17 protein-coding genes are annotated in these 15,376 nt (G+C 67.5%); 11 read left to right on the plus strand and 6 right to left on the minus strand.

All coding sequences use genetic code 11. The features are described 5' to 3' along the window. Window positions 1-3: 3 nt before the first annotated feature. Window positions 4-969, minus strand: a complete 966-nt coding sequence (locus tag OCQ_RS18950; protein ID WP_009954719.1) for an LLM class F420-dependent oxidoreductase — start codon at window positions 967-969, stop codon at window positions 4-6. Window positions 970-1,468: 499 nt separating this feature from the next. On the opposite strand from OCQ_RS18950, the gene OCQ_RS18955 reads away from it, so the two are divergent. The 4 genes from OCQ_RS18955 to OCQ_RS18970 are packed head-to-tail and all read left to right on the plus strand — an operon-like array spanning window position 1,469 to window position 5,894. After that, complete coding sequence (locus OCQ_RS18955) at window positions 1,469-2,677, plus strand: acetyl-CoA C-acetyltransferase (RefSeq protein ID WP_225336798.1); 1,209 nt, start codon at window positions 1,469-1,471, stop codon at window positions 2,675-2,677. Then, window positions 2,674-3,456, plus strand: coding sequence for an enoyl-CoA hydratase/isomerase family protein (locus tag OCQ_RS18960; RefSeq protein ID WP_008259218.1), 783 nt, complete (start codon window positions 2,674-2,676; stop codon window positions 3,454-3,456). Before OCQ_RS18955 ends, OCQ_RS18960 begins: the two co-directional genes overlap by 4 nt. Beyond that, entirely contained in the window at window positions 3,453-4,598 is a 1,146-nt protein-coding gene (locus tag OCQ_RS18965; protein WP_014383040.1) for a CaiB/BaiF CoA transferase family protein, read from the plus strand. Before OCQ_RS18960 ends, OCQ_RS18965 begins: the two co-directional genes overlap by 4 nt. Further along, the gene (locus OCQ_RS18970) at window positions 4,599-5,894 is read left to right on the plus strand and encodes an acyl-CoA dehydrogenase family protein (RefSeq protein ID WP_014383041.1); all 1,296 of its coding nucleotides are present in this window, start codon (window positions 4,599-4,601) and stop codon (window positions 5,892-5,894) included. Here the strand turns inward: OCQ_RS18970 and OCQ_RS18975 are convergent. Beyond that, entirely contained in the window at window positions 5,891-6,562 is a 672-nt protein-coding gene (locus tag OCQ_RS18975) for an MspA family porin (RefSeq protein WP_008259228.1), read from the minus strand. The two genes, OCQ_RS18970 and OCQ_RS18975, sit on opposite strands and share 4 nt — an antisense overlap. Before the next feature lie 107 nt (window positions 6,563-6,669). Here OCQ_RS18975 and OCQ_RS18980 point away from each other — a divergent pair, with 107 nt between their 5' ends. Beyond that, window positions 6,670-6,999, plus strand: coding sequence for a hypothetical protein (locus OCQ_RS18980; protein ID WP_225331023.1), 330 nt, complete (start codon window positions 6,670-6,672; stop codon window positions 6,997-6,999). 6 nt (window positions 7,000-7,005) lie between these two features. Here OCQ_RS18980 and OCQ_RS18985 read toward each other — a convergent pair whose 3' ends face one another. The 4 genes from OCQ_RS18985 to OCQ_RS19000 form a co-directional block, all read right to left on the minus strand. After that, on the minus strand, window positions 7,006-7,965 hold the full coding sequence (locus OCQ_RS18985) for a phosphotransferase family protein (RefSeq protein ID WP_014385523.1): 960 nt from the start codon (window positions 7,963-7,965) through the stop codon (window positions 7,006-7,008). Continuing rightward, the gene (locus OCQ_RS18990; protein ID WP_014385524.1) at window positions 7,965-8,762 is read right to left on the minus strand and encodes an SDR family NAD(P)-dependent oxidoreductase; all 798 of its coding nucleotides are present in this window, start codon (window positions 8,760-8,762) and stop codon (window positions 7,965-7,967) included. The genes OCQ_RS18985 and OCQ_RS18990 overlap by 1 nt, the downstream gene beginning before the upstream one ends. Before the next feature lie 61 nt (window positions 8,763-8,823). Then, a complete protein-coding gene (locus OCQ_RS18995; protein ID WP_014385525.1) occupies window positions 8,824-9,264 on the minus strand; it encodes a DoxX family protein in 441 nt (146 codons plus the stop codon). Next, the gene (locus OCQ_RS19000; protein ID WP_009954709.1) at window positions 9,261-10,271 is read right to left on the minus strand and encodes an alpha/beta fold hydrolase; all 1,011 of its coding nucleotides are present in this window, start codon (window positions 10,269-10,271) and stop codon (window positions 9,261-9,263) included. The genes OCQ_RS18995 and OCQ_RS19000 overlap by 4 nt, the downstream gene beginning before the upstream one ends. Before the next feature lies 1 nt (window position 10,272). Here OCQ_RS19000 and OCQ_RS19005 point away from each other — a divergent pair, with 1 nt between their 5' ends. The 6 genes from OCQ_RS19005 to OCQ_RS19030 all read left to right on the plus strand — a co-directional run bounded on the left by OCQ_RS19005 (window position 10,273) and on the right by OCQ_RS19030 (window position 15,370). Beyond that, window positions 10,273-10,596 (plus strand): DMT family transporter, encoded by a 324-nt coding sequence (locus tag OCQ_RS19005; RefSeq protein ID WP_008259239.1) that lies wholly within the window; start codon window positions 10,273-10,275, stop codon window positions 10,594-10,596. 44 nt (window positions 10,597-10,640) lie between these two features. Continuing rightward, window positions 10,641-11,300, plus strand: coding sequence for a hypothetical protein (locus OCQ_RS19010; protein WP_014385526.1), 660 nt, complete (start codon window positions 10,641-10,643; stop codon window positions 11,298-11,300). Window positions 11,301-11,310: 10 nt separating this feature from the next. Next, a complete protein-coding gene (locus OCQ_RS19015) occupies window positions 11,311-11,496 on the plus strand; it encodes a hypothetical protein (protein ID WP_009954707.1) in 186 nt (61 codons plus the stop codon). A 77-nt stretch (window positions 11,497-11,573) separates the two neighbouring features. Then, window positions 11,574-11,999 (plus strand): hypothetical protein, encoded by a 426-nt coding sequence (locus tag OCQ_RS19020; RefSeq protein WP_009954706.1) that lies wholly within the window; start codon window positions 11,574-11,576, stop codon window positions 11,997-11,999. A gap of 147 nt (window positions 12,000-12,146) precedes the next feature. Further along, window positions 12,147-12,545: an MmpS family transport accessory protein gene (locus OCQ_RS19025; RefSeq protein ID WP_014385527.1), complete on the plus strand. Its 399-nt coding sequence runs from the start codon at window positions 12,147-12,149 to the stop codon at window positions 12,543-12,545. Further along, entirely contained in the window at window positions 12,542-15,370 is a 2,829-nt protein-coding gene (locus tag OCQ_RS19030) for an MMPL/RND family transporter (RefSeq protein WP_014385528.1), read from the plus strand. Before OCQ_RS19025 ends, OCQ_RS19030 begins: the two co-directional genes overlap by 4 nt. The last annotated feature ends 6 nt before the right edge of the window (window positions 15,371-15,376 follow it).

Raw genomic sequence — 15,376 nt, forward strand, 5'->3', positions numbered from 1 at the left:
GGTTCAGCGGGTTTCGCCGCGCAACTCGGGCAACACGGCTTGGCGCCACGCCGCGAAGAAACCGTCCATGTCGGGACCGATCTGCTGCACGTAGATCTCGTCGATGTCGGCGTCGATGTACTGGCGCACCTGCGCGACGTGCTTCTCGGGGTCCGAGCCGCAGGCGACGCTCTCGGCGACGGTCTCCGGTGGCACCAGCGACATGAGTGCGGCGAAATCCTTGGGCCGCGGCAGGATCTGGGAGGTCTGGCCGGGCAACCCCTCATTGGCCCACAACCGATGCGCCGTCTTGAGCGCGGCGTCGGCGTCTCGATCCCAGCAGACCTTGGTTCCCGCCTGTACCGGTTTGTCGCCGCCGCCGGCCTCGCGGAATTGCTTGACCAGATCGCCGTCGGGCATGGCGATGCTGTACCCGTCGCCGATGCGGGCGGCCACCTCCACGGCCTGGGGTCCGAACGCGGACACGTAGATCGGCACCGGCTGCTCCGGCCGCGTGTAGACCCGCGCTTCCTGCACCTCGTAATGCTTTCCGTGGTGGCTCACCTCGCCACCCTGGTGCAGCTTGCGGATGACCTCGACCGCCTCCTCCAGCATTTCGAGGCGCACACCGGCGGACGGCCATGGGTCGCCGAGAATGTGCTCGTTGAGCGCCTCGCCGCTGCCCACCCCCAGCACGAAGCGCCCGTCGAGTTGCACCGCCGCTGTCGCCGACGCCTGCGCGATGACCGCCGGATGGATCCGGATGGTCGGGCAGGTCACCGCGGTGCTGACGGGCAGCGACGTCGCCTCCGAGAGGGCACCGATCACTCCCCACACGAACGGGCTTTGGCCCTGCTCGTCGTTCCAGGGGTGGTAGTGGTCGGAGATCCACAGCGCGTCGAAGCCGGCGTCCTCGGCGCGCTTGGCCTGGTCGATGAGCTCCTTGGGGCCGAATTGCTCGCAGGTGAGAAAGTATCCGATCTTGGTCATGGCGCCCGGCTACCCGCTCAGCGCCCGGTTATGCGCGGCCGATGGGGGTGGCGTGAACGGGGCTGCGGCGCAGCGTGTTTGCGCCCAACCGCGCGGCACGCAACATCGGCCTCATTGGTCGCGTCCCGGAAGGGCAGTAGCGAATGCCCACCTCCCAGCGACAACGGCACCGCGCCGGGCCCCCCGCACGACGGCACCGCGCCGGGCCCCCGCACGACGGCACCCCGCCGGGCCCCCGCACGACGTTGTCGCTAGGAGGCGGGCAAACAGCTTGCGCCCCCCGCCGGGCCGGTGTGGCAGATGTGACTGGGGCCCCCGCAGCGGCCCGCCGGCGCCACAGGCGGCGCTGGCCCCCGCACGCACCGCCCGCACAGCCCCGCGTCCCGCGAGAATCGCATCGCCAATTCGGAGAAGGTGGTTCTCCGCGGCCGAGAGACGATTTACGATCGCTGGTGACCTGAGCCCACCACGACGATCGGAGTCCGCCATCGACGCCTGGATTCTCGACGCGGTACGCACGCCGCGCGGGCGAGGCCGCCCCGACGGCGGACTGCACGCGGTGCACCCGCAGGCCTTGCTCGCGCGCTGCCTCACCGCGCTGGCCGAGCGGACCGACTTCGATCCGGTCGACGTCGATGACGTGATCGCCGGCAACGGCATCCTCAGCGGGGACCACGGCGACGACATCGCCCGAATGTCCGTTCTGTTGGCGGGGTGGCCGGAGACCGTGCCGGGGATGACGTTGAGCCGGTTCTGCGGCTCGGGCCAGCAGGCCGTCACCGTTGCGGCGGCGGGCATCGCCGCCGGCAGTGAGGATTTGGCGATCGCCGGCGGTGTCGAGTCGATGTCGCGGTGGGGGGTAACGGCCGGGGTCCCGACGATCGACGGCAACAATCCCGATCTTCGCGCAGTGTACCCGACTGTGCCACAAGGCATTTCGGCAGATCTGATCGCGACACTGGAGGGATTCGGCCGCGAGGTCGTCGACGCCTACGCCGCGCAGAGCCAGAGCCGCGCCGCCGTGGCCATCGAGGAGCGGCGCTTCGATCGTTCCCTGGTCGACGTGGCCGCACCCGCCGGCCGCTTGGAACACGACGAGCATCCGCGCCCGGGCACCACCACTGAGACGCTGTCACGCCTCACACCGGCCTTCGAGGCGATGGGGGCCGCGCGCGCCGACGGCGAGCAACGCACGTTCGACGAGATTTGCCTCGAGCGCTATCCCGGCGTCGACCGCATCGATCACGTGCACCACGCGGGCAACTCGTCCGGCGTGGTCGACGGCGCCGCCGCCGTGCTGCTCGCCTCCTCCAACTGGATGCACACCCACCGCGTGACCCCGCGGGCGCAGATCCGGGCGACCGCGGCCATCGGCAGCGAACCGATCATCATGCTCACCGCGCCCGGCCCCGCGGCGCAGCGGTGCCTGGAACGCGCCGGCATGACGGTGGCCGACATCGATCTGTGGGAGATCAACGAGGCCTTCGCCGCGGTCCCGCTCAAGACGATGCGCGATCTGGACATCGATCCCGACGTGGTCAACGTCAACGGCGGCGCGATCGCCCTCGGGCACCCGATCGGCGCCACCGGCGCCATGCTGATCGGCACCGTTCTCGACGAACTCGAACGTCGTGACCTGACAACGGGACTGGTGACCATGTGCACGGGCGGCGGGATGGGCACGGCGACGATCATCGAGCGGGTGTGAGGGTGCCGACCACGCTGGAGCTCGACCGGCCCGGTGACGGTGTCGCCGTCCTGCGTCTGAATCGCCCGCAGCGCCTCAACGCCATCAACGAGACGATGCAAACCGAATTGCGCGGCCTGCTCGGCGATTTGGCCGTCGACGCCACGGTGCGCGCCGTGGTGCTGACCGGCGCCGGACGCGGGTTTTGCGCGGGCATCGACGTGCGCGACTTCGGGCCGTCGATGCTCGAAGCCAGCGCGCCGGCGCTGGAGCGGATGCGCTTCCAGGAGAGGATGGCCGCCCTCGCCGAAGCGGTGCGCGCCCTGCCGCAGCCCGTCATCGCCGCCGTCAACGGCCCCTGTGTCGGCGCGGGCCTCGCGCTGTGCCTGGCCGCGGACATCCGAATCTGCTCGGCCGCCGCCACTTTCGGCAACGCCGCCATCCTGCTGGGGCTCTCCGGCGCCGAGATGGGCATGAGCTATCACCTGCCGCGCATCGTCGGCACCAGCGTGGCCGCCGATTGGATGCTCACCGGCCGCACGGTGTCGGCGACCGAAGCCGATCGGCGCGGGCTGGTCAGCGAAGTCGTCGCGGCGGATGGGTTGGCCGGCCGAGCGGTGGAGTTGGCCACGTTGATCGCGGGCCATGCCCCGCTCGGAGCGCAACTGACCAAGCGCGCCCTGCAGGTCAACACCGACGCCGCGAGCTTCGAGTCGGCGCTGGAACTGGAGAACCGCAACCAGGTGATCACGCACGCGACGGACGAGGCGGCCGAACGCTGCAAGAAGTGGTCTTCATGACCGGACCCCTGCGCGGCGTCCGCATCGTCATGATGGGCGGGCTGGGGCCCGCGCCGTTTTGCGGAATGTTGTTGGGCGACTTGGGCGCCGACATCGTGCGCATCGACGCCGTCGCGGGGGTCGACGCGCCATTGCCGATCGACTACACGGTCCGGCGCGGCCAGCGCTCGCTGGCCGCCGACGTGAAAGACCCCCGTGGGCGGGACCTGGTGCACCGGCTGGCCGCCGGCGCCGACGCCTTCGTCGACGTGTACCGCCCGGGGGTGGCCGAACGGCTGGGCATCGGGCCGGACGCGCTGACCGAGCGCAACCCGCGCCTGGTCTACGCCCGCATGACCGGGTACGGGCAGGACGGGCCGCTGGCCGGTCACGCCGGTCACGACATCAACTACCTGGCCCTCACGGGCGCGTTGCACGCCATCGGCACCGCCGAATCCCCGGTGCCGCCGCTGAATCTGATCGGCGACTACGGCGGCGGCGGAATGCTTTTGGCGGTCGGCCTGCTCAGCGCGATCCTCGAGGCGCGCGAGTCCGGGGTGGGTCAGGTGCTCGACGTCGCGATGGTCGACGGCGTGGCGACGCTGTTGGCGCCCTACTTCGGGATGCTGCCGGCCGGCACCTGGCGCGACGAACGCGAAGCCAATCTGCTCGACGGCGGCGCGCACTTCTACGGCGTCTACGCCACGGCCGACGGTGGTCACGTCGCCGTCGGCGCCATGGAGTCGAAGTTCTACGCCGAACTGTGCGATCGCCTCGGCGTCACCGTGCCCCAGGACGACGACGCCCCGGCCGCGTGGGCCGCGCACCGCGCCGCCCTGGCCGCCCGTTTCGCCGAGAAGCCCCGCGATGAATGGGAACGCATCCTCGACACGCCGGGATGCTGTGCCACACCGGTGCTTTCGCTGACCGAGGCGCCGCGGCATCCGCACCACGTCGCGCGGCGGACCTTCGTCGAACTCGACGGCATCACCCAGCCCGCGCCGGCGCCGCGCTTCTCCCGCACGCGACCGGCTACGCCGTCGGCCCCCGCGCTGCCGGGCGACCACACGCAAGCGCTGCTGCGCGAGGCGGGATTGGACGCGCAAACCATCGCCGAACTCGTCGACTCCGGCGTGGTGGCACAGAGCAAGAGGAGACGCTGAATGTCGTGGGACTTTTCCACCGACCCGGAATGGGCCGAGCAACTGGAATGGGTCGAAGGCTTCGTCCGCGAGGAATGTGAGCCGATCGACCTGATCGTCAAGGAGTCTCACGACCTGGGCGACCCCGTGCGCCAGGCGCTGATCCCGCCGCTGCAGGAGATCGTCAAGGAGCGCGGGCTGTGGGCCACGCACCTCGGCCCGCACCTGGGCGGCCCGGGCTACGGGCAGGTGAAGCTGGCGCTGCTCAACGAGATTCTCGGTCGCTCGGAGTGCGCTCCGATCGTCTTCGGATCACAGGCGCCCGACTCCGGCAACAGCGAGATCCTGGCGCACTACGGCACACCCGAGCTCAAGGCGCGCTACCTCGAGCCGCTGCTGGACAACCGCATCATCTCCTGCTTCTCGATGACCGAGCCGCAGGGCGGCGCCGACCCGAAGGTGTTTCGCACCACCGCGGTGCAAGACGGCGATCACTGGGTCATCAACGGGGAGAAGTGGTTCTCGTCGTTCGCCTCCATGGCGTCCTTCCTCATCGTGATGGCGATGACCGACCCCGACGCGCCGCCGTACCAGCGCTACTCGATGTTCGTCGTTCCCGGCGACACCCCCGGCATCAACGTGCTGCGCGACGTGGGACTGGGCTACCAGCCCACAGGCGGCGGGCGCGAGGGCTATGTCCGCTACGAAAACGTCCGCGTGCCGGCCGATCACATGCTTGGGCCGCGCGGCGGGGCGTTCGTCGTCGCGCAGACCCGGCTGGGCGGTGGGCGCATTCACCACGCGATGCGCACGGTGGGGCTGGTCCGCCGGATCTTCGACATGATCTGCGAGCGGGCGGCATCGCGCTACACCCAGGGCGAGGTCCTGGCCAACAAACAACTCGTGCAGCAGATGGTCGCCGACTCATGGATGGAGATCGAGGCCTTCCGGCTGCTGACCCTGCAAACCGCTTGGAAGATCGACCAATTCAACGACTACCACGCCGTGCGGGCCGACATCTCGGCGGTCAAGGCGATGATGCAGAAGGTGCTGCACGACGTCTCCTCGCGGGCGCTTCAGCTGCACGGGTCGCTGGGCACCACCCACGAGATGCCCTTCGTGCAGTACCTGGTGGAGTCGTTCGTGCTCGGGCTGGCCGACGGCCCGACCGAGGTGCACAAGGTGACGCTGGCGCGGCTGTTGCTGAAAGACCGCGAGCCCGCACCCGACCTGTTCCCCTCCGAGCATTTGCTGCGGCTGCGCGCGGCGGCGGAGGAAAAGTTCGCCGACAAGCTGGCGGGCATCCCCCGCGGCTAAACCGCTTTCGTGACGCCCACGTAGGACAGCACCACGTCGGATAGGTCGGTCTGGCGGGTCAGCACCGCATAGGAGCGGATGAACGACTGGCCCACGCAGCCGTCGATCTTGACGTGAAAGTTGCTGATCATCACCCAGGGATTCGCGCCCTTGAACTGCTTCTTGATCACCGGCACCACGATCACCAGGCCCGGCTTGAGTCCCACGCTCATCACGCCGTTGATGGGTGCCGACACGAACGGCAGCAGGGGCGGCAGCGTGCCGGTGGCGTCGAACGTCGGGCTGACGCCGGGGATGATCCCGGCGCCGCCCTCCATGATCACACCGTTGGAGGTGCTCATGTCGATCCCACAGCCGATCTGGTAGCCGACTTCCAGGACGCCGTGGGCCTCTTCGGGTCCGCGGAGCGAGCCGACGAAGATGCCGCTGGACATGTATTCGCGCGACGAGATCGCGGTGGTCAGCGGCGCTACCGGAACCTGCATCTCGTCCTTGGCGCCCAATCCCAGCGTCCAGCCGTCGGGGGTGTTCAGGATCGCGGGGGGATTCGAGGGCACCGCCGCGCCGGCCGGTGGCGCCGCATCGGGCGGGGCGGGACCGAGCTGGGGTTCGGAGTCGGCCGAGGGCGCCGCGATCACCGACATCGCGAGGCACACGGCGATAGCCATGGCACGACGGACGACGATGGCTACCGGCCTCACGGGCGAAACCGTACGCAGGGTCGCATTTGGTGCGCGAAATTTGCTGGCCGGCAATCCACATTTGTTGTTCGTTCGTGACTGTTATGCAATGTAGAATCGGCAGTAGCGTTTCGACAATCTCCAGTATCCGGCGGATCACGGAGAGGGTGGCGATGATTTCTCGCAGGTGCGCTTGCCTACTGGTCGCGGGTTCGACGGTCCTCGCGGCGCTGACCGGTGGCACCGGGACGGCCCTTGCGAATCCGGACGCCGGCCAGCAGCCCGACATCCCGGCGATCGACGAATGGCCGATACAGTTCCCGACCACGATGACGAATCCGATCGACGATGATGAAAACGAACTGTCGACCACCGGCGGCGGTGTCGGAATGGTTTGTCAAAATCTCGGGGCCCACTGCGGCTGAGTACCGTCAGTCCAGCATCGACAGGGCGCGCCCCAGTAACCGCGGCAGACTGGCTGCCATCGCTTCCAATTCGGCCCGCGGCGATCGCCTTCGGCGGTTGTGCTTGACGATCAGCGACCACGTCGCCACCGATTTGTAGCACGCCAACGCGGTGAACCAGCCCAAATCGGTTGCCTCGCAACCCAACTCGCACCGATAGAGCTCGGCGAGTTCGGCGGTCGGCGGTGCCATCGCGTCCGGCGCCGGAACCCTGCGGTAGGTGTCCGGGTCGCAGTTGATCAGGAACCAGCCCACATCGATGCGCGGATCGCCGATCGACCAGATCTCCCAATCGATCACCGCGTTGATCCGCGCCCCGGAGGCGAGCAGGTTGCCCAGCCGAAAGTCACCGTGCACCACGCCCGGCGCCATCGCGCTTGGCGCGCAGGCCAATAGGGTGTCGCGGACGTTCGGCCAGCCGGGCGCCAGCGCCGGATCGACGGTGTTCAGCGTGTCGGACCAGCGGTGGACTTCGGCGACCGGGTCGACGACGGGTTCATCGCCCAGCCCGAGCTCCGTCGGCGAAAGCCGGTGCAGCGCGGCCATGGCCCGGCACGCGTTCCGGTACCGGTCGGTCACGTCCGCAACGGGCGCGCATCCGTCGAAGAGCGGTTCGACACAGTCGCCGTCGACCCGGGACATGACATACAGCGGCGGTGTGTCCGGGGGACGTCCCAAGTCCTCCCGCAGCACATCGGGAACCGGAACACTGGTCGCGGCAAGGGCTTTGAGGATACGTGCCTGGCGCAGCACGTCGCGATGAGCGACCGGTTCGACGCCCGGTGGAGCGACCTTGATCACCACACGCCGGCCACCCAGGTCACCCCCGAAGGTCAGGCTGGAGGCGCCCCCGGATAGTGGAGCGACGTCCGTGACCCCCGCATCGGCGAGGCGCGCGCGCAGTTCGCCCAGGTCGAGCTCGGCCATCAGCCCGCCGGTGCGGTCCAGCCGACCTCGGCGAGGAACGGCTGGGTGTGGGCGATGCGCCCGGTCAACGACTTGGGATCGCCCGTGCACAACCGGAACGCGGTTTCGGTGATCAGGGCGATGTCTTCGGTGTCGGTCTTGGCCAGGTCGAGGGTGCCGGCGCCGGGCGTGGCGACGGGGTTGGACGGTGCGGCGGCGTTCACGGCGATGCCGTCGTCGTACAGTTCTGCCGCAAGGCTTTTCGTCAACCGATTGAGCGCGGCCTTGGCGGTCCCGTAGATGCCGAAGCCCGCGGTCCGGTCGAACTCGGAGAAGGGCGGGCCGGGTGGCAGGTCGCCGCCCACCGAGGTGAGGTTCAGGATCCAGCCGCGCCCGCGCTCGCGCATCGCGGGGATCGCCAGCTGGCACAGGTGCAGCGGGCCGAGGACGTGCATCTCGATCATCAGCCGAGCGCGCCGCTCGGGGAACCCGTCCAGGGGCCGCAGGAAGGTGACGGCGGCGTTGTTCACCAGGATGTCCGGTGCGCCGACGGCGCCGGTCACCTCGGCGAAGAGCCGTTCGCGGTCTTCGGCTTGGGACAGATCCGCTTGGACCGCAATGGCTTTCCCGCCGGCGGCGACGATCTCGTCGCGCGTCTGGCTCAGCGAGCCCTGGTACTTGGGATCGGGATCCATCGTGCGGGCGGTCAGCGCCACGGTGGCTCCGCTCTCGGCCAGGCGCGCGGCAATCGCCTTGCCCAGGCCCCGGCTGCTCCCGGTCACGAGAGCCACCATCCCGTCGCACTGCTGCACGCTCATTGGTCGTCCTCCTCCGGAACCGCCGTCATCGGAAATGGCTTCTCCGCATCAGAGAATGCCATTATCGCCGGTTGAGGGGAAGCCTCCTGCCGCGCGCCGCGCCGAGCGAGTAGGGGCCGCCGCCGATGAAGACCAGCAGGAAGAACGCGAAGCAGAAGAGGATGGACAGCGCGCCGCCGTTGCCCCCGGGCGGGTCGGCGACGGGCCAGAGGGCCATGGGCTGATGCATCCAGAAGTAGGCGACCGCCATCTCGCCCGACGCGATGAATGCGGCGGTGCGCGTGAACAACCCGGCGGCGACGAGCAGGCCGGCGACGATCTCGATCAGGCCGGCATACCAGCCGGGCCAGGATCCGAACGCGACGACAACGGGCGAGCGGACGGGCCAATCGAACAGGCTCCTCGACCCGTACGCGGCGAAGAGCAGGCCGTAGACGAGGCGAAACGCGGACAACACGGCCGGGGCGTGGCGGGCCAGGCGGCGGTCGAGACCCTTCGTCACGATCCACACGTTACGGTCGCGGTCCAGTCCAGCAGTCGCCGCCACAGCCGGTGCCGGCTCGACGCCATGTTGTGGCAGTGCGCGCTGTCGGCCAACACCACCGTGGTGATGTCGGGGCAACTCCGGTACAGCGCCGCCTCGGCGCGGGGATCCGGTGAGACGTCGACGGCGCCGAAACCGACCAGCACCGGGACGTCGATGCGCGCCGCATGGTCGGCCACGATGCCGGGGATCATCGCCGTGCCGAACACCCGCGGCACCACCGACTTGGCGGTTACGGAGTCGGCGGCGACGACGGCCGCGGGAACGTCGGCGAGGTGAAACCAGCTCTGCAGATGCTCGCGCGGGCCCTCGAAATACGGCTGCGGCAAGGCCGAAAGGATTTCCTGGGCGAGCTCGGCGCGCCCCTGCGGGGATCCGGCGCGAGCGATGAGCGCCGCATCGAGGTTCAGCGGCGCGACGTGCCGATTGGTGCACCCGAGGAGCGCCATGCCGGAGTAACTGGGGAACAGCGCTTGCTGGGTGAGGGCAAGGTAGCCGCCCAGCGAATGCGCCACGGCCACCGGCGGCGCGTGGACGCCGATGGTGTCCGGCAGAGCCGCCACGGCGCAGGCCAGCGTGGCGGCGATGTCGGCGAAGTCGAAGTCGCGGGCCGGTTGCGAGCTTTCGCCGGTGCCCAACGGATCGATCGTCACGACCGCGTAGCCGTCGCCGGTGGCGAATTCGGCGAAGCTGTACCCGTCGTGGCCGGGAATCTCGAGGTCCCAGTACTCGCGGCTGTAGGTGCCGCCCGGCAGGCAGACGAGGACGGCGGCCGCGGCGTTGCCCGCGCGCGCCGGGTAATAGGTCGCCGCCAGCGATGCCCGCTCGCCGATCGCGCCGCTGACGTCGAGGCTCAACACGTGAGCGGGAAACGCCATCGCACGCAACTCCTTTCCGAACGGACGCCGCGCCAGGGTGATCAGTGTGTCAGGTTCGCCGTACCCGCGGCTAGCGTTGTCGGGCATGTTGACCTACCTGTACCTGCTCGGCGCGATCTTCGCGGAAGTGGTGGCGACCAGCCTGCTCAAGAGCACCGAAGGTTTCTCTCGACTCTGGCCGACCGTGGTTTGCCTGATCGGTTACGCCATCTCGTTCGCGTTGCTGGCGGTCTCGATTTCGCGCGGCATGCAGACCGACGTCGCCTACGCGTTGTGGTCGGCCATCGGCACGGCCCTCATCGTGTTGATCGCCGTGCTGTTCCTGGGCTCGTCGATATCGTTGACCAAGGTCGTCGGCGTCGGCCTGATCATCGCGGGTGTCGTCACGCTCAATTTGAGTGGCGCCCACTGAGGGCAGCAGCCAGGATCGACGCAACGACTCGTGGCAGGAGAAAAGTGACCTTTCGATTCCGTGGCCTCGCCCTCGTTGCGTTGACCATGGCGCTGGCATTGCTGCTCGCTCCGCGCGCCTCGGCCGACGCCTACACCGACGAGCTGGTGGCCCACTTCAACGCCGAGACGCATGTGGTGACCGACCCCGGGGCCAGGCCGCCGCTGCGCAATGTCGGCGAACTGAATCGGCAGATCCTCGCCGGTCCGTGGACGTGGAGCCCCCAGCCACCGGTCTGGGTGGCAGCGGTGGCGCCCGGCAACAGCGGTGTGACCACGGCGGATGCCATCCACGGCGCGATGTCGGCGCGGGAGCCGAAGTTCAGCGGCGTCATCGTCGTCATCGACTCGCACGGCTACCACGTCCGTGCCTACAAGGTGCCCAAAGTCATTGCGGACCGCGTCGATGAATTGATGAATCAGTCGGCCACCGAGCACGGACCCGACCCGTACGCGACCACCAGTGCGTTCGTCAGCAGGCTGGCCGCCCTCGACGTCCCCGCCAACGCGCCGGTGGCCACCTCTGCGGTCGCCCACGAGAAGCACGACGACTGGGCCTGGCTGAAGGTGACGCTGGTCATTTCCGGCATCGCCCTGGCGATGGGCGCGCTGCTCTGGATCGTCGTGCGCCGAAATCGCAAGCACCGCAAGCCAATCGACAAGTGAGGTCTTCCCGATGAGTACGAACAAGATCAATCGCGGCATCCTGCTCGCCATGGTGCTGATCGGAACGATCGCCTACGGCTTGCTGTACAGCCACGCGTCGACGGTGTTCAAGCTGCTCGTTCCGCTCGCCCTGCTGTTCCTGCTGGGGATGGTCATCCGCGATGTGCTCAAGGACCGGGACTCCGGAAAGCCCTGACGTCGCGCCGCGACGATTGGGGTAGCGTTCTCCGGAAAGTTTTCGCCTCGTGCGTCGGCGGAGAGCAGGGACTGAGAATGAGTGCGAGTCTGTATGGCCTTCTGACCGCGATCAGCCTCGCGCTGGCAGTGCTATTGGCGGCCGTCGCCGGCTTCTACGTCAATCGCCTGGAGCGCCGGCCGACCCTGCCGATCAGCGAGGAAATCGGCAGCGCTAAAGCGGTTTTGCACAAGGTGCGCAAACGCGAACCGATGTCGCAGGACGAGGTGGACTACGCCAGGCAGGTCGTCGCCGATCGTCGGTCGGTGATGGCCCTGTGCATCCCCGGCGCCCTGTTCATGTTGAGCTGTTTTTTCGTCTTCGGCAGCCTGTACCACCTGCATGGAGCGACGCCTTCCGAGCGCACGTTCCTCGGCGTGATCCCCATGCTGACCTCGACGAACCTGGCCATTCAGCTGCGCCGCAGCGCGAGTCTGAAGCGCCGGCTGCAGAAACTGCCTTGACTCTGTCCGTTGAGTACATGACCGTCTACTATCCGTATGGGCTCCGAGGCCGGGGCCGCGGCAGAACACGATGTGCAAAACGGATTCTTCAGAGGTGATCGAGTGGGCCCTCGTTCAGTCGGGCGGACTGTCCTGGCGCGAATCTGGATGCCGTTGGTCGCCGTCGTCGCGGTCGGTGTGGGCCTGCTGTGCATGTACAAGGTGCACCAGTTCTCCGAGCCGGAGCCGGTCGTCACCGTCAACGGTCCGCAGGCCCCCGAGCAGTTCAACCCCAAACGGATCACCTATGAGGTGTTCGGCTCCCCCGGGCAGGGCGGCAAGCTCGTCTACATCGACATCGAGGGCCACCCGCATCAGGTTGATTTCACGACCCTGCCGTGGACCCACACGGAGACCACCACACTCACGGTGGCGTCCGGCAGCATTTCGGTGCACGTTCATGGCGGCCAGGTCGGCTGCCGGATGCTGGTCAATGGCGTAGTCCGCGACGAACAGTCGGATGACCATCAGGACGCCGACGTCCAGTGCAGGGTGAAATCGGCATGAGCGAGCATCGCTCCGATGAGCCCGGGGTCAAGCGCCCGTTCATCCCCAGGATGGTCCGCGCTTTCGCGATACCGATCATCTTCTTCTGGGGCCTGCTCGCGGTCACGACGAATACCTTTATGCCCCAAGTGGAACGGGTCGCAGAGGAACTCGCCGGGCCCATGGTCCCGCACTACGCCCCCTCCCAGCGGGCGCTGTTGCACATCGGCGAAAAGTTTCAGGAATCGAACTCGACCAACCTGACCATGGTGGTCTTCGAGGCGAACCGGCAACTGGGAGACCAGGATCACCGGTACTACGACGACCTGATGCGCCGCCTCCAAAACGACACCAAACACGTGCAATACGTGATGGATTTGTGGGGCAAGCCTTTCACGGCGGCGGGGGCGCAAAGCGTCGACGGCAAGTGCACCTACGTGCTGCTGCGTCTCGCCGGCGATATCGGCCAGATTCAGGCGAACCAGTCGGTGGACGCCGTCCGCGACATCATCAGGAAGGACACCCCGCCACCCGGGCTCAAGGTCTATGTCAGCGGCGCGGCCCCGCTGGCCTCCGACACCCTCGCCATCGCCAACGCCAGCCTGAACAACGTCACCATCGTCACGATCATCCTCATCGTCGTGATGCTGCTGCTCGTGTACCGCACGCCCTCAACCCTGTTGGTGCCCTTGCTCGGCGTCCTCATCGAGATGCTCGTCGCCAAGGGCGTCGTCTCGACCCTGGGGCATTACGGGTACATCGAACTGTCGTCGTTCGCGGTGAACATCGTCATCGCGCTGACCCTGGGCGCGGGGACGGATTACGGCATATTCCTGATGGGCCGATACCACGAGGCGCGGCAGGCCGGCGAAAGCCGGGAGGACAGTTTCTACATCGCCTACAAGGGCGTCGCACCCATCATCATCGGGTCCGGCCTGACGATCGCCGGCGCGTGCTACTGCTTGACGTTTGCGCGCCTGAACTACTTCCACACCATGGGGCCGGCCGTCGCGATCACGATGCTGTTCACCATCGCCGCGGCGATGACGCTGGGCCCGGCGGTGTTGACCGTCGGCAGCCTGTTCGGGATGTTCGACCCGAGAACCAGCACCAAGGGACTGTTGTACCGGCGCATCGGGGCGAGCGTGGTGCGCTGGCCGGTGCCCATCCTGGCGGCCAGCTCCGCGGTCGTCATGATCGGGGCGATCTTCGTCCCCACCTACCGGCAGAACTACGACGACCGGCAGTACCAGCCGGCCGGCGCGCCCGCCAACCTGGGTTTCCAGGCGGCGGATCGGCACTTTCCCAAGAGCAAGCTGTTCTCCGAGATGCTGATGGTCGAAACCGACCACGACATGCGCAATTCGGCCGACTTCATCTCGCTGGACCGGGTCGCCAAGGCCCTGATCCGGTTGCACGGCGTGGCGATGGTGCAGGGCATGACCAGGCCCCTGGGCCGGGCGCTCGAGCACGCCAGCATCCCGTACCTGTTCACCACGCAGGGCAGCGGCAACGGCCAACAACTCCCGTTCAACAGGGAGCAGAACTCCAACACCGACGCGCAGGCCGAGATCCAGGCGCACTCCGTCGCGGTGTTGCGAAAGGAGATCGGCTTTTTCCAAAAGGTGTCCGACGAATTGCACCAGACGGTGCTCACCGTGGAGGACCTGCAACGGGTCAGCGAAGAGATGAACGAGGAAGTCTCGAATCTCGACGACTTCTTCCGCCCGATCAAGAGCTACTTCTATTGGGAGAAGCACTGTTTCGACATCCCCATCTGCTGGGCGTTCCGATCCTTGTGGGACACCATCGACCACATCGACCACCTGGCCGAGGACATCAACCACGCCAGGATCTCGCTCACGGAGGTGGACAAGGCGTTCCCGCAGATCATCGCCCAACTGAAAGCCACCGCCGACGACACCGAGGCGCTGCAGTTGAAGTTGGTCAACAGTTACGGGTCGGCGGATCTACAGTCCATCCAGACCGACCAGACGTTCGACGACCTGATCAACGTGGGCAACGACTTCGACAGGTCCCGCAGCGACGACTACTTCTACATCCCGCACGAGGGTTTCGACAACGAGGACGTCAAGACGGGCATGAAGTTGATGATGTCGCCCGACGGCAAGGCGGCCCGCTTCATCGTCACCCACGAGGGCGACGCGATGGGACCCGAAGGGGTGGAGCACGTCGAACAGTTCCCCGACGCGATCAAGACGATCCTCAAGGAGACCTCTCTCGCCGGCGCCCGGGTCTACATCGGCGGTTCGGGGTCCAACGACAAGGACATCAAGCAATACGCGATGTCGGACCTGCTGATCGCGGCGATCGCGGCGTTTGTGCTGATTTTCTTGATCATGATGTTCATCACGCGAAGTCTGGTGGCGGCGTTGGTGATTCCCGGAACGGTGGCCTTCTCCTACGCCGGCGCGTTCGGCCTGTCCATACTTTTCTGGCAGCACCTCGTGGGCCTGCATTTGCACTGGCTGGTCCTGCCGCTGACGTTCATCATCCTGGTGGCCGTCGGGTCGGACTACAACCTGCTGCTGATCAACAGGGTCAAAGAGGAGTTGCACGGCGGCATCCACACCGGTCTCATCCGCGCGCTCGGCAGCACCGGGGGCGTGGTCACATCCGCGGGCCTGGTGTTCGCGTTCACCATGCTGGCCATGCTCACCAGCGATCTGCGGACCATCGGTCAGGTGGGTTCCACCGTGTGCATCGGCCTGCTGCTCGACACCCTGATCGTGCGTTCGTTCGTCGTGCCGTGCATCCTGCGCATCCTCGGGCCGTGGTTCTGGTGGCCGACGCTGGTGCGTTCCCGCCCGCTGCCCCAGCGCTGATCCCGC

Source organism: Mycobacterium paraintracellulare (assembly GCF_000276825.1).
Classification (GTDB): Bacteria; Actinomycetota; Actinomycetes; order Mycobacteriales; family Mycobacteriaceae; genus Mycobacterium; species Mycobacterium intracellulare.

Bases quoted from the DNA above. Each gene is read 5' to 3' on its own strand.
- OCQ_RS19015 (WP_009954707.1), top strand. From the start codon at position 11,311: ATGAGTACGAACAAGATCAATCGCGGCATCCTGCTCGCCATGGTGCTG.
- OCQ_RS18975 (WP_008259228.1), bottom strand. From the start codon at position 6,562: ATGGCTATCGCCGTGTGCCTCGCGATGTCGGTGATCGCGGCGCCCTCG.
- OCQ_RS19020 (WP_009954706.1), top strand. From the start codon at position 11,574: ATGAGTGCGAGTCTGTATGGCCTTCTGACCGCGATCAGCCTCGCGCTG.
- OCQ_RS18990 (WP_014385524.1), bottom strand. From the start codon at position 8,762: ATGAGCGTGCAGCAGTGCGACGGGATGGTGGCTCTCGTGACCGGGAGC.
- OCQ_RS18950 (WP_009954719.1), bottom strand. From the start codon at position 969: ATGACCAAGATCGGATACTTTCTCACCTGCGAGCAATTCGGCCCCAAG.
- OCQ_RS18985 (WP_014385523.1), bottom strand. From the start codon at position 7,965: ATGGCCGAGCTCGACCTGGGCGAACTGCGCGCGCGCCTCGCCGATGCG.
- OCQ_RS19000 (WP_009954709.1), bottom strand. From the start codon at position 10,271: ATGCCCGACAACGCTAGCCGCGGGTACGGCGAACCTGACACACTGATC.
- OCQ_RS18970 (WP_014383041.1), top strand. From the start codon at position 4,599: ATGTCGTGGGACTTTTCCACCGACCCGGAATGGGCCGAGCAACTGGAA.
- OCQ_RS18965 (WP_014383040.1), top strand. From the start codon at position 3,453: ATGACCGGACCCCTGCGCGGCGTCCGCATCGTCATGATGGGCGGGCTG.
- OCQ_RS19025 (WP_014385527.1), top strand. From the start codon at position 12,147: ATGCCGTTGGTCGCCGTCGTCGCGGTCGGTGTGGGCCTGCTGTGCATG.
- OCQ_RS19030 (WP_014385528.1), top strand. From the start codon at position 12,542: ATGAGCGAGCATCGCTCCGATGAGCCCGGGGTCAAGCGCCCGTTCATC.